The sequence below is a fragment of the Guptibacillus hwajinpoensis genome, assembly GCF_001039475.1.
GTDB lineage: Bacteria > Bacillota > Bacilli > Bacillales > Guptibacillaceae > Guptibacillus > Guptibacillus hwajinpoensis.
In genome coordinates this window covers 1,672,747-1,685,998 of record NZ_LELK01000001.1, presented here as the reverse complement: position 1 = coordinate 1,685,998, position 13,252 = coordinate 1,672,747, and the positions used below count along the sequence as shown (strand labels likewise).

Annotated in this window: 12 protein-coding genes and 1 pseudogene; 9 read left to right on the top strand and 4 right to left on the bottom strand. The window is 40.0% G+C overall.

The genetic code is table 11. From position 1 onward, the window contains the following. The first annotated feature begins 241 nt into the window (after positions 1–241). The 4 genes from AB986_RS08430 to AB986_RS08415 all read left to right on the top strand — a co-directional run bounded on the left by AB986_RS08430 (position 242) and on the right by AB986_RS08415 (position 3,683). Positions 242–1,030, top strand: a complete 789-nt coding sequence (locus AB986_RS08430; protein ID WP_048310404.1) for a membrane protein — start codon at positions 242–244, stop codon at positions 1,028–1,030. A gap of 2 nt (positions 1,031–1,032) precedes the next feature. Then, complete coding sequence (locus tag AB986_RS08425; RefSeq protein ID WP_048311008.1) at positions 1,033–1,494, top strand: hypothetical protein; 462 nt, start codon at positions 1,033–1,035, stop codon at positions 1,492–1,494. Between the two features lie 327 nt (positions 1,495–1,821). After that, positions 1,822–2,052 (top strand): YczI family protein, encoded by a 231-nt coding sequence (locus AB986_RS08420; RefSeq protein ID WP_236690327.1) that lies wholly within the window; start codon positions 1,822–1,824, stop codon positions 2,050–2,052. A 452-nt stretch (positions 2,053–2,504) separates the two neighbouring features. Then, on the top strand, positions 2,505–3,683 hold the full coding sequence (locus AB986_RS08415; protein WP_048310403.1) for a hypothetical protein: 1,179 nt from the start codon (positions 2,505–2,507) through the stop codon (positions 3,681–3,683). A gap of 156 nt (positions 3,684–3,839) precedes the next feature. Here AB986_RS08415 and AB986_RS08410 read toward each other — a convergent pair whose 3' ends face one another. Next, positions 3,840–4,082: a hypothetical protein gene (locus AB986_RS08410; protein ID WP_048310402.1), complete on the bottom strand. Its 243-nt coding sequence runs from the start codon at positions 4,080–4,082 to the stop codon at positions 3,840–3,842. A gap of 435 nt (positions 4,083–4,517) precedes the next feature. Between AB986_RS08410 and AB986_RS22325 the strand changes: the two genes are divergently transcribed. Beyond that, the gene (locus tag AB986_RS22325; protein WP_236690326.1) at positions 4,518–4,679 is read left to right on the top strand and encodes a hypothetical protein; all 162 of its coding nucleotides are present in this window, start codon (positions 4,518–4,520) and stop codon (positions 4,677–4,679) included. 219 nt (positions 4,680–4,898) lie between these two features. Here the strand turns inward: AB986_RS22325 and AB986_RS08400 are convergent. Both AB986_RS08400 and AB986_RS22055 read right to left on the bottom strand, forming a co-directional pair. Further along, a pseudogene (locus AB986_RS08400) lies at positions 4,899–6,423 on the bottom strand (multicopper oxidase family protein). 297 nt (positions 6,424–6,720) lie between these two features. Next, positions 6,721–6,921, bottom strand: coding sequence for a hypothetical protein (locus AB986_RS22055; protein WP_152670944.1), 201 nt, complete (start codon positions 6,919–6,921; stop codon positions 6,721–6,723). Between the two features lie 48 nt (positions 6,922–6,969). Between AB986_RS22055 and AB986_RS08395 the strand changes: the two genes are divergently transcribed. Further along, a complete protein-coding gene (locus tag AB986_RS08395) occupies positions 6,970–8,073 on the top strand; it encodes a YheC/YheD family endospore coat-associated protein (RefSeq protein WP_048310400.1) in 1,104 nt (367 codons plus the stop codon). 409 nt (positions 8,074–8,482) lie between these two features. Then, positions 8,483–9,379, top strand: a complete 897-nt coding sequence (locus AB986_RS08390) for a metallophosphoesterase (protein ID WP_048310399.1) — start codon at positions 8,483–8,485, stop codon at positions 9,377–9,379. Positions 9,380–9,580: 201 nt separating this feature from the next. Here the strand turns inward: AB986_RS08390 and AB986_RS08385 are convergent, their stop codons facing one another. Next, positions 9,581–10,978 carry a UDP-N-acetylmuramoyl-tripeptide--D-alanyl-D-alanine ligase gene (locus tag AB986_RS08385; protein WP_053216089.1) on the bottom strand — a complete coding sequence of 466 codons (1,398 nt, stop codon included), beginning with the start codon at positions 10,976–10,978 and terminating at the stop codon, positions 9,581–9,583. A 186-nt stretch (positions 10,979–11,164) separates the two neighbouring features. On the opposite strand from AB986_RS08385, the gene AB986_RS08380 reads away from it, so the two are divergent. Both AB986_RS08380 and AB986_RS08375 read left to right on the top strand, forming a co-directional pair. Beyond that, positions 11,165–12,502, top strand: a complete 1,338-nt coding sequence (locus AB986_RS08380) for a YheC/YheD family endospore coat-associated protein (RefSeq protein ID WP_048310398.1) — start codon at positions 11,165–11,167, stop codon at positions 12,500–12,502. Positions 12,503–12,573: 71 nt separating this feature from the next. After that, a complete protein-coding gene (locus AB986_RS08375; RefSeq protein WP_236690363.1) occupies positions 12,574–13,125 on the top strand; it encodes a CBO0543 family protein in 552 nt (183 codons plus the stop codon). Positions 13,126–13,252 lie beyond the last annotated feature (127 nt).

Genomic DNA, 13,252 nt, shown 5'->3' with positions numbered 1-13,252 from the left:
TTCAAAAACTAAGTGACATCATTCGATATAATTCGAGCAAAACCGGGTGGTGACAGGCACCATTGTTTACTTGATAACGATAGAAGGTGTCTAGCATGTTGGTGCTTATGTTAGTAGGGTGTAATTGAAAGATATTGAGCATTTTTTCTCTCCTAACTGTTATAGATTTCTGGATGTTTAATAATTTTCTAAGCTTATGTAAAAAATATGAGCATCATTGAATTCATAAGGATGGATATTTTTGGATAATTATAGTAATGATAATACGGCCAGAAGGTATAAAGCCTATGTTAGTATTCTTGGAACAACTCACATTCATTTAAGAAATCCTTATGTAATCGCATGGTGGTCGGTAGCTTTCCCTGGGTTTGGTCACTTGTTGTTGTCTAAGTACATTAGAGGATTTCTCCTTCTTGCATGGGAAGTAGTTATAAATTTAAGGGCGCATGTCAATCAAGCAATGATTTATTCGTTTCAGGGAAACATTCCCATGGCAAAAGAAGTATTAGATACGCGTTGGCTGCTTATTTATATACCCGTCTATATTTTCGCCATATGGGATAGTTACCGTACTACGGTTGATTTAAATAACGTTTATATCCTATCCGAACGAGAAGATCATGAAATTAACTCGTTCAGTATCGGCGCTTTAGAAATCAATTACCTGGATAAAAGAAACCCTTTCTTAGCTGCTTTATGGTCATTGTTTATGCCGGGATTAGGACAATTATACATTCATAGAATTATTTCTGCCTTTGTTGTTATTATTTGGAGTGTTGTTTTCTTTTATTACTCACACATGTTAGAAGGAGTATCCCTGCTTTTCTTAGGAGAGATCGATAAAGCGACAAATGTTCTGAAACCTGAATGGTTTCTTATGTTTCCTTCTGTATATGGTTTCGCTATCTTCGACGCCTATATGAATACAGTAGAGAACAATAAGCTTTATGAAAAAGAACAAAGACGTTTCCTTAAGAAACATTATCAAGCAAGAACATTTCGCATACTGAAAGGAAAAAAGATGATATGAGTATGCAAATCTTTTCAACCTTTGAGAATCATATCTTTCTAGAGATCGCCATTTCCAATCTAGAGAAAATCGGTATAAAAAGCGAAGACATATACGCAGTGCCACTTGATAATCGTGAAGAAAGCAGGAAGATCTTTGATACTTTGCATCGTTCAGACGGAATATCTCTGATTGATATCGCAATGCCGTTAGCAACAGTATTTGCTGTAGTCACTGCTAGCATTGGATTTAAACTAGCGTGGGGGCCAATCTATTGGGGGCTAATTGGTGCTGTAGGTGGATTTATGATCGGGTTTCTAATTCGTTTGATTATAGTCTTAAAGACCACAAAGAAAAAGCATAGACTAAAGGGGAGACAATCGGAAGTTATTCTCATTGTTGATTGTGATGAAACAAAGGGCGAGGCTGTCGAGAAAATACTGTGGGAGCATTTTGCATTAGGGTTAGCTAAGGTGATTAAATAAAGTGAAATAGATAGTAGAGCTTAGAAGCGTAGATGTCCCTCTAAGCTCTACTTTGATTTGGAGTACCTATGTCAACCACCTCCAAATCGATTCGACATAATTCGAGCAAAATCGGGTGGTGACAGGCACTCGCGAACTCAATCACTTGATTACCTTCAAGGATCACGGTAACGATCCTGAGATGATTCAGTCCAGCTTCTTAATAAGTAACAGAAGACCAGGTGGACCGTCCTATAGCCGTCTGGTCTTTTGTGAAGCATGAAATACATATGGATTTACCGGGAGAGTTTTGAAATAATCGATATGGGAATGAAAAGGAGGGTTTCATTGAAGATATTACGAATGGTTTTATCGATTACAACTTTTTCAATAAGTGTTTATGTACTGATTACAAAACATGTTGATCTTTTGCCTCTTATGATGTTTTTCTTAAGTATACTGATGCTGGTCATGGGAATAGAAGAATTTCAAAAAGAACGAAAAACGATGGGGTTGTTATTAGTTGGTGCTTTCCTATTTATATTGTTTGTATCAATGGAAGGGGTATTATTAAATTAGCGCATGGTAAAAGAGGGGTCAGGTACGTACCTGACTCCTTTGTGGTAGAGCCTTATTTAATATGCTGAAGGTCTTCGTTCATTTTTTTCGATTCATGTTTGAAGTACAAATAAAATGCAAACCAGATCACGGTGTAGGTCATCAGTGCTATAGCGCCAATCGACTCCAAAAGCGATTACGAGGTACGCGATCATCACTTTGCAAAAGTGTAAGGCCGTAAACCGGGTGGTGACAGGCACCATTATACAGCCTTCGTTGAAGTAGGGAAGGCCTGCGACAACAAAGTCAAAATAGCCTGTTCTCCAACATGTTGGGGAACAGGCATTATTATTTTTCTTTCAGAAAAGGAACCTTTTGGGAAATCAGAACGTAACGAATAAAGAGAATTGTTATCATGGCTAGTGGGTGCTGTGAATGAACGATTCAAAATCATGCTTATAAAGGAGGGGAACATGTATCAACTAATTCCATTGTTAGGATTACTACTAATCTTGGTTGCGCTTATCACGCTATTTCTTAAATCAGACGAATTAGAACCATACTTATTAGTAAAACTAATCGGCTACACCATTCTTGGTGGGTTTACGTTTGAATGGAATGATTGGAAGCTTCCGCTTGGATTTCTAATTTTCTTATTGTTTTCTAGAAACATTCGAATCAACGCGAACGTGAAGAAACGAGCGGCATATATAGGACTGCTTGTTTATCTTCTATCGACCCTTATTCCATTTGTGGAAACAACCATTTTTGAATGGCCTCGAGAGATCGAGTTACAGAATACGAATTTCTACAATGGGAGCTTGGTGGAAGAATGGGAGAATGTACATAACGAGTTTAGCGACTTAGAACATGGTGTGAAAATCAAACACTTCAAACTGATGATGAACGATGAAGGAGACCTGCAAGATATACAAATGGATATGGAGGAAAATGGTCATCCTCAGAATATTCATTATCGGATCAGACTTTCAGAAAATGACAAAAAGCTTATCGTGAAAAGGCAAAAGGTAGAAAGAGTGCAGTACTACCAAAACGGTGAACCACCTTACATGCAAGCGAGCTTTTTCCTTGCGCAGCTTGATCTTATCAAGAAACCGATGCTTAATCATAAAGGGATTAATTCTTATACCTTACGCTCAGATGGGCAACGCATAGGGTTCGGGATAACAGATGGGGTAAATTATCGTATTGATACGGCAGGAAAACACAAACTGGAGAAAAGTGAGCTGCCGGTAAATGCCATTATTGTTGATGTTTGTGGTTCGAACTGTAGCGTATATGAGCATTTTCTATTCGATGTTAGGAGTAGCAATGGTGTTTCTAAGTCAGCCGTTCTCGATGTAGCGAGTAAGGATTCTCCGGAAGTTCGTCAGTGGTTCAAAGAGCATACTGGTGACGCCATTGGCTATGAAGAAAATGGGGAGCACGTTCTAATAACGGATGGTAAGAAGAAGAAGGTAACGGATGAAGAATATAACCGTGCTTTGAAGGAAACGCCACTAATCGATTACCAACAGAATGAGAACATGTGGCAAGTAACAGTTAAGAATCCGTATGGAGAAGCGCCTCATGTGATGAGGTTTACGTTAGAAGATCAGGAGCGAGAGGTTATGGAAGTACTTTTCGAATGATTGTTTGATTGATTGGAGCACTAAATAGGGTTCTGGGGTTATATATCATTGAAACTATCCTTTTTTGCTATAATTCATAACACCTATGCAGTGGTAGATTTATTCGCAGGTAAGAAAAGGATAGCTAAATGATTTTTAATGAATTTCTGTACATCTTCATTGGTGGTGGATTTCTGCGAATTCAACGATTGGATCGACGCGAAAACAATACGGCTTCACCTCTTTAAACGAACACATTACTCGATCAGATGATTCATCAAAAAATACGATTGCATAATCATCATCATCTTCTGACCAGACGCGCTGACCAAATGGTAGCGAATCTTCGTGTTGAAGAGTTACGTTTTCAATATCGAATGTTGAATGAATCCACTCTAATACACGCTCATGAGCTTCCATGATTTAACCTCCTGTACTTATGACTACAAATACTGTTACCCGTATTGAAAAGAGGTTAAGCTTGTTTTTATTTTGATCTGGAAGCAGAGAGAGGTTTGATTGCGTTTAAGTAGGCTGAAAAAGATGGGGATCGAAAATGATCATGATATGGGATAAAGCTTTTAGTCAAGGTGCTTGAGCAAGCATTTTCTAATTCTAAATCTCATTGAAAATGACAAGTATTTAAACCACTCAATCATTTTTTTAGACTTGAAAAGAGTACGATGGGCTTAGTGAATTCACGAAGTTCATCTGGTTATTTATGGTAAAAATTGCAGGGGATCGCAAAGAGTCATTCCCTCATTGGGCAGTTCAAATAGGTTATTACATAATATTAGTAAAGAAGGATGAAGCGGTATCGACTCTAAAAAATTCATGCATATACTAGGTTACACAATGTTAGGATCATGGCTGTTGCACTTTATTGTTTATGCCATCATTGATGAAGATCCAGTCGTTTATGTAACAAAAGAAATAGTCCAAGGAATCCTTTTTATACTAGTCGTCACTCCGATCTATTTCGTTATTGTTAATCTTTTCTATAAGGGTAAAAGATAGATTGTATTGATAATCTTGACCTCACTTGGAGTCCTATCAATCGCTATCATTTTCATAGATTACTTTTTAGGTTCTTCTCACTAAAGTGTTTGTGTAGTTGTAAAGAGTAATGAAATGATAAGAGCTTGGAATGGCATTGCGCCTCCAAGCTCTTTTTTATATCTGGTTGGTTTGTGAATTTCTATTTCAGGGGGTCAGACACGTGCCTGACCCCCCTTCTTATCCTTTACCCACAACAACGTAAGGACGCATCATTTCGTAATCTTCATGTTCGAGAATATGACAGTGCCACGCGAATAATCCAGGGTAAGGTTCAAACTTCATGATGATCCGGGTGATTTCCTTAGGATTTGCTCTTACTGTATCCTTCCATCCCTGCTCATTCAGTGCGGGTTTCACCCGTTTTCCTGATGGAACGATTCTTCCTTCGTTCTCATAGATCTCGGCATCAAAGGGCTGCCGATCCAGAATTTGAAACTTAACGAGATGAAGGTGAATAGGGTGTGTTGCATTTGAAACATTCACTAGACTCCAGATCTCCACATCGCCTAAGCGAGGCTTTTCAGTAATCGGATCAGTCCACAGCTCATTGTTTAATAGGTGGATGGAGCGTCCGTATTCATCTGGTCGCATGCTGAGGAGAAGGTTTCTCTCATTGTTGGATTGTACTGGATTCATCTCATGATAGTTTGATAAGTAGTGTGGGACATTACTATGATCAGGAGAAGAGAGGTGTTTCTTTACACGAAACTGCATAACAACACCGGTTGTTTTCGGGTTCGGTAATTTCCCTTGAGGAAAAGGAGAAGCAGTGTCATTTCTCATAACGATCTCCTCACCTGCAGAAGAACTGAAATCAATGACCACATCCGCACGCTCTGCCGGCGCAAGTAACAAGTTCGTTACAGGCACAGGATGTTCCAACAACCCTTGATCCGTTCCAACTTGAAGAAAAGGTAGATCGTTCGAAAGCGATAATCCATAAAACCGCGCGTTCGCACCATTCAAAATCCGAAATCGGTACTTCCGAGGCTCAACCTCAAGATAAGGCCATACCTTCCCATTAACAAGATTCGTCTTCCCGAAAAAGTCAGGTAAAACAGAAGGATCAACACCTTCAACAGGCGGAGTACGTTCCGCTGGATAATACAGTGATCCATCCGCACGAAAAGACCGATCCTGTAAGACGAGCGGGATATCAAACTCACCATCCGGTAACCCGAGTGACATCTCTTCTTCATCATGAACAATATACATTCCAGCAAGCCCCGCATAGATGTTCAACCGGGTAATACCCATCGCATGATCATGATACCAGAGGTTCGTCGCAGCCTGATCGTTCGGATACTCGTAAACAGCATTTGTAAAGTAACGCCCTACCTGTTGAAACCTAGGAGTAAACCACGCCTCAGGATACCCATCACTCGTATCAGGCGTCACCCCACCATGAAGGTGAACGACTGTCCGCACTTCAGGAGCCCCATGAACCGTCGTATCAATCGGAAGGAAATGCTTCTCCAAGCGCACTTCTCCACAGAACGCGAATCGGCTGCCTTCGAAACACATGAAACGTAGGCCCTGGAAACAGACCGTTGTACCCCCATATTCGCGTCGGAGGTAGATCTCGATGGAGTTTCTGCATGCTTTCTCTCATTGTTACTTCATAATAAGGAACCTTGTTCTTGATCATAAGAGGCTGAATCACTGCAATGACGGGGAGACGATCCACAAATTTTTGGAGCATGTGTGCATCTCCTTTCAAAGCGGTGCTTTGGTTTATCATATGTTTTTGAGGTGAGATCTTTCTTGGTTGAGGGGAATCATGGAGACGATTCCCATGATTTTTTTGGTGTGGGGTGTTTAGAATGATTCTAGTTAGCTAATAAAATGTGAATTTGGCAAATATATTTCGATTTTGGACAATAAAAGAATCATAGAGACAGTTCTCATGATTCTTTCAATCCACCTATACGAGCATAAGAAAGACCAGTCGGCTATATACGTTAGTATTTAGCTAGGCTGTTATTAAATAGAAGAGCAATTAACAGAACTGTCCACCATGATTCATAGCATCAAGGTTCGATAATGAGTAGGAAAGTCGTTTCAGGATGACATCCCTCATGTGATGACGTTTACGTTGAATGGTGATGAGCGGGAGGTCGTAGAGATTCATTTTAAATAGTGGGAAGTCGAATCTTCTATAGATTTGATATTTCCAAATCATTCCACTTCGACCAGGCACACCTCTGCCACTCTTCGTAATAGAGTAAAGGGAAAGGGGCAGATACTTGTGAGCGATCAATATCTAGGTATTATCCTTCCCAAAACGACTTATGAAGCGATGCCTGGATTACAGGGTGGCACGTTAGGGATGTTTATGATTTGGGAAAAGGCAGCGAGAGAAGTTGGTCTCATTCCGTGTTACTTCCGTTTCTTTGAAGTTCAACCGGGAGTGTCTACCTTAAAAGCATACGTGTTCGAACATCAGGCGTTTGTTCTGAAAGAAGTTCCTGCGCCAAAAGTGATTTATACTAGGGTTCTCGATGTTCTGCCTGTTTATCGTTCGCGTATTAAATCGCTAATGAGCAAGGGACACATCGTTTATAATGTGCCGAACTATGACGTGGAGAAATACAAAGTCCACCAAATTCTTCTTAAGCATCCTGGGATTAAAAATCATTTGCCTCAAACTGAGTTGTTTACCGTCGAGAACTTAAATAAGATGGCTTCTACTCATAAGCAACTTATACTGAAGAAAAGCTACGGAGAATTTGGTATGGGGGCGATGAAACTAGAGCGTGTGAAAAGTGGATGGTGTCTTTCTTATAAAACAGATGGCGATAAAGAAGTGAAACAAGTGGTTTTCAAACAAGTGATACCTTCTTTACTAATCAAGCGGCTTCGTTCACATACGTATATGATTCAAGAGATGATTCCACTTGCAGACTACAAAGGCAATCCTTTTGATTTAAGAGTTGCAGTGCAAAAGAATGGGAGAGGGGAATTCCAGGTATCTGGCATCATGTGTAAAGTCGCTCGCGGAAAAGATTTTCTTACGAATGGAGCACAGGGTGGCACAACGTATACGTTTGAAGAAGTGGCAAGACACTCACATCCTACGATTCCATATCAAACCCTCGTTAATAGTATTTCTCAGTTTTCCCTTCAAACAGCGAAAGCCCTTGATCACCACTTTCCTCTTCTCGCTGATTTAGGCTTCGATATTGGTCTAAACAAACAAGGAAAGCCCTACTTTATCGAGTGTAATTTTATATCAGATTATGTGAGCGGCTTGTTTATCGATGGGCAATTAATTCACCAACCGTGGGAAGCTGTCTTTCGTACCCCAATCGAATACGGCAAGTATTTAACTGATCGTGCAAGCAACTCATAAGAAAAAAGGTTGATCAAATGCAGATAAAGGGTTTCGTTTTAAGATGCATAACTTATAACTGATATTAACAATGTCCTGTGAATTGACACAGGGCATTTTGCTTTAATATCAACGTTCCCCAGGCTTCAAAGGAGCAAATGGTAAAGGGTTAATATTGAATGTCGTTATTCTGTTTAAGGAAAAGAATGTTGAAGACTCAGTCAAAAGCAATCATAGCTCAAATATATATTTATAAAATACTTTCGTGAGAATTAGTAAAGTGATGTGGGAAGCAATATGAAGGTTAACAACACTTAGGTTTTGGCTGCTCATATAGGGGAAGAGTATAAAAAAAATGGTCCTAATATGTTGGTTATCTAAAAATTAGTAGATTGATTAATCGTTAAAATTGAAGATAGGGGAGAAAGCATTGAAGTCAAAAAGAAAATTAACATTGTACATCGCTTTGGCAAGTTTAGTGATATTTTTAACATGGGGAATGGTGGAGCCTTACACCATTGATGTGGAAAAGGAAGAAGCTATAATTCCTAATCTTCCTAAAAGCTGGGAAGGGAAAAAGATCATTGCTTTAGCTGATTTTCAAGTAGGTATGTGGCTAGATAATGCAAGAAATATGGAAGGTATAGTGGATAGGGTGATAGAAAGGAAACCGGATGCAGTGGTCCTGCTTGGGGATTATGTCTACCATTCCGTAAACGACCATCAAAGTGAGATGGAGAAGGTACAATCTTATTTGAAACCTCTCACAGATGAAGACATTCCTGTTTATGCAGTTCTGGGCAATCATGACTATAATATGAGTGCTCGTAAGGTGAAGCCCAACATGGATACAGCAGAACGGGTGAAGGAAAAGCTAAGGGAAATCGACATCGAAATTTTGCACAATCGTTCGGTATCTCTGGAAACAGAAAATTCCGAGGAAGCACTTTATATTACAGGTATCGGTGCTCGGTGGCCCGAAAAAGATAATTTCTTCCTTGCATTTGAAGACCTAGCTGATGAAGAAGCGCGTTTTGTGATCATGCATAATCCTGAAACGTTTGATGATATTCCACAGAGAGACGCGCCAACCGCGGTCGCTGGTCATACTCATGGCGGTCAAATTCGTATTCCTTTTACACCTCATTGGTCATGGAAGAATCTTATTACCAAAGGCGAAGCACATGTAGATGGTTGGACAAAAGAAGGGTATGGAAATGAAGAGAACAACCTTTATGTCAATCGGGGCGTGGGAGTGAGCATTATTCCGATAAGGTTCAACAATCCTCCAGAAATTACAGAGTTCCATTTATCGGGAAAGGATTAAAATTCACTCTAATATATCTCTAAATCAAATCTTCTAGAAAAGGGAGCGCTTGCTCAATAATGGAAAGACATGATCTAAAGAACGATCAGTTCCAATCCAAGGCAAAAGACTCGTCAATTGGCGAGTCTTTATCTTTTTTAGGAAGGTCTCGCAAAGTCAAATGGATTTTACACTTCAAAACGGAACCCCTTAAAATGCTAATCAGTCTTTCTTTGCGTTTGCCACTAACGCTTGTAACGTGTTAGTAAACGATCTTCGCATCGATGTTTTTAAGAGAATCGACGTGTTAGGCGATGCGACTTGATTCAATAGTGCGAGCAACTCCGATTGTGTGGTAATCATGTGGATGGCTGAAGGGTTCATCCCTAGCTTGGCCGCTTCACTACAAATCGGAAGGGCGTTTTTCCCAACAGCGATGAGAAGATCCACTTTCTTTTTGGCGACAAGCGAGCCGACTTTTCGGTGCTCTTGTTCCGCGTAAGAACCAAGCTCTTCTATTTCGCCTATCACCGCAACGGTCTTTCTTCCTTGTGCAGTTTCGACGAGAACTTCTAACGCCGCTTCGATGGAAGTTGGGTTTGTGTTCCAGGTGTCATCAATGAGTAAGCTACCTTTTCTTCCTTCATGGAATTGCAAATGACTTTTGATATGATGAAATGACTTAAGACGACGTATCGCATCTTGTATCCTTACACCTGTAAGAGACGAAGCAATAATCGCTGCTAGTGCATTCGAAACATTGTGCGTCCCAAAGCCCGGCACAAAACAAGCGTATTCTCCATCTCGACAAAGGAATTTGAAGTCCATCCCTTGTTTTTCAAGGTTAAAGGTGATGGAATGTGCACGAAAATGCGCAGACGAATCCTTGCCATAATAAATAACCTTACCGCTGAACGAACGTAAATCAAGGTTTCGAATCGTTTCATCATCTCGATTCAAAATAATCGTTCCGTTCTTCCCGACGGCTTCCAGCATATATGCTTTTTCCTTAATATAAGCATCTTGGCTTCTAAATCCTTCGATATGGTCTGTCCCAATGGCGGTGATGATTCCGATTTGAGGACGGAAATAATGAGCCGAATACAGTAATTGGTTCGGACCCGATACCCCCATTTCAAAGACAGCTCTGTCTGTTGTATCATCAATCTCCAATAAATAATCGAGGTTTCTTGCTAAGCCATTATGACTTAATTTTGTACTTACAACGCTGTGTCTTTGCTTCAAAATCCACGTAATCATTTCTTTTGTGGTTGTTTTTCCACATGTTCCTGTTACGCCGATGACCGGAATTTGAAATAAGCTTCGATAATAGGAGACAAATCGGTAATAAGCCTTTTTCACGTTTTCCACATAAATTACCGTAACATCTTTTCTCACATTTTTAAGTGCTTTCGGGTTTGAGGTAACAACGGTTATATTGTTTACGCCTGATGGTAAAGGTAAGGCGGATTTTCTCTTAAGAATAAACACTAGCGAATGATCCGTAATGAGGTGCTCTCCATATTTCGCAGCGTTTTTAATTGTTTTCGTTGTACTTCCAGAAATAACTCTTCCTTCTAGTAGAGGAATAATCTGATGTAATGGAAGGTTTTTCATCATTAACCTACTCTCTTAATTGACTTCTATGTATCCTATTCGGACTACTAGAATTCTGTAAGGGCAAATCCATTTTCTTTTCCTTCCCAACGTTAGGTAGCACATTCCTATTTAATACCAAAAGCATATACTACTTCAGTAGCTAAACAGATACGGTCTGTGAATTGCACATTGGAGCGGGGGAGTAGGATGTATGTTATTAAACCATATCTTAAAACAGACAATAAGCTGATTGTAGCGAAGTCAGCCATGCTGGGTCGGTCAGGTCAATCGAAAGAGAACGTGCAAATCCAATTTGGGATAATGTCTTTGTACGTAACTCTGTATGATTCTGATCTTGTAGAAGAAAATGAAGTCTATCTATCAAGCAACGTTATTAAACAGCTTGGCATCCAAATATCTTGTCCCTATGATCTAGTAGTGTATGAAAACAAGATCATGGTTGGACCTTTTATTGGAATTTTAAGCGAATTAACGAACAAAAAAGTAGCAGAAATGCTACCAACTTATAACAGCTTTGTGAAAGGATACCGCTATATTGGAGGAGCGATAGCTGTCTTTTCAATTGAAGGGATTAATAAAGAAAAAGGTACGATCCAAGGCTTTCTCTATCACCCTAAGAAAAAGATATGGCAATGGAAAACCTTTCCTTTTCCAGGCGTTGTCATGTCCATTACAGAACCGAGCTTAACGTCATCATGGAAAGCCTTCCATGAACAAATGAGGAATATCGAATTATTGCTAGGCGGAAAAGTCTTCAACTATCCCCATTTCTCAAAATGGGAAATGTATCAAATGCTTCTCCCACAGTTTAAGCATCAACTCCCAGAAACAACGCTCTACAAGGATGTCCATAACATCCACGAAATGCTTCAGAAGCATGGGAGCGTCTATATCAAACCATTAAACGGACGATTAGGAAAACGGATTTACAATATAGTAAAAGATGGACCGCATATTAGGATTAAATTCGATGTGAATCACAAAAGCCATGAGGAAGTTTTCACGAATGAAATGGAAAGCTCTCGCTTCTTTGAAAAGCATCTAGTACGGAATGCGTTCCTCATTCAACAAACGATTCCACTTAAAACCTATGAACAAAGCGTCATCGACTTTCGCGTTATGGGTGCAAAGAACCAAAAAGGACAGTGGCAAAACTTGGGAATCTATTCACGTTACGGAGCACGAGGTCAAATTGTAAGCAACATCACCGCTGGCGGCCATACAGAATTGGCAGGAAAAACGTTGAAAGAGGTATGGCATTTAAGAGAAAAAGAGGTTCAGAGACTAGAAAAAGAGATGGAGCACGTTGTCTTAGCAGCCATTCAGACAATAGAAGGGAATGGCTATCATCTAGGCAACATCGGCGTCGACATTGGACTCGACGATCAGTGCAACATCTCCATCATCGAAATTAATCACCAAAACCCTGATCCGTATATCGCGCTTATGGCGGAAGATCGCAAGGCTTTTTATAACTGTCGGTTTCAGAATATGAGGTATGCAAGGTACTTGGGGGGATTCTAGAAAAGGGGGTCTTTGGTATGGAGAAGCGCCGATCCCCATTTACTAGAGTATAAAAGGTCCAATCGGTGGCAATGATGAAGCTACTTAATCCGATTGAGGTGAATCCTATGTATTTACTATTCGTGATGGTCGTTTGGATCTTTTTTGCTTATAAATTTATAGACTGGTCACAGTGGAGAAAGCAGTATCCTACGATTCTCTTTTTCATAGCGGCCAATCTTACATATAATTTCCTCTATTTCAATCACACACTGTGGGCGTTTAGAGGCGTTACGGCAGAATGGATCAATCATTCTATCATTAACATGGCCTTCACATTCTTTATCTGTCCCGTTGGTCTGATCATCTACCTGCAGCGCTTTCCGAAAAAAAGGATCAATCAATTCACTTACATCGCCATATGGGCAGGATTCTACACACTGCTTGAGACGCTCTTCGCCTATAGAGGATTGTACGTCTATGATAACGGCTGGAACGGTTGGTTAAACATTCCCTTGAATACGATCTTGTTCGTGATGATTTATATCCATTATCGAAGTCCGGTTAAAGCACTAGTCATCTCCATTCCCATCGCCATCCTATTCTATCTATTATTTCCCGTTCCATTGGACAGTCTAAAATAATAAAGGAGTGGAGCAGTTATGGAGATTCGTGATGTTCTATCTGTACCCATCTTTTTGATATTAGCGATGGTAACCTATAGTGTTATGTGGATTTATTTGGTTAGGAAGAAAGTTGATAAGGATGAAG

Excerpts from the sequence above, each read along its gene's own strand:
- AB986_RS08425 (WP_048311008.1), top strand. The coding sequence starts at position 1,033 with ATGCAAATCTTTTCAACCTTTGAGAATCATATCTTTCTAGAGATCGCC.
- AB986_RS08415 (WP_048310403.1), top strand. The coding sequence starts at position 2,505 with ATGTATCAACTAATTCCATTGTTAGGATTACTACTAATCTTGGTTGCG.
- AB986_RS08410 (WP_048310402.1), bottom strand. The coding sequence starts at position 4,082 with ATGGAAGCTCATGAGCGTGTATTAGAGTGGATTCATTCAACATTCGAT.
- AB986_RS22325 (WP_236690326.1), top strand. The coding sequence starts at position 4,518 with ATGTTAGGATCATGGCTGTTGCACTTTATTGTTTATGCCATCATTGAT.
- AB986_RS08385 (WP_053216089.1), bottom strand. The coding sequence starts at position 10,978 with ATGATGAAAAACCTTCCATTACATCAGATTATTCCTCTACTAGAAGGA.
- AB986_RS08380 (WP_048310398.1), top strand. The coding sequence starts at position 11,165 with ATGTATGTTATTAAACCATATCTTAAAACAGACAATAAGCTGATTGTA.
- AB986_RS08375 (WP_236690363.1), top strand. The coding sequence starts at position 12,574 with ATGATGAAGCTACTTAATCCGATTGAGGTGAATCCTATGTATTTACTA.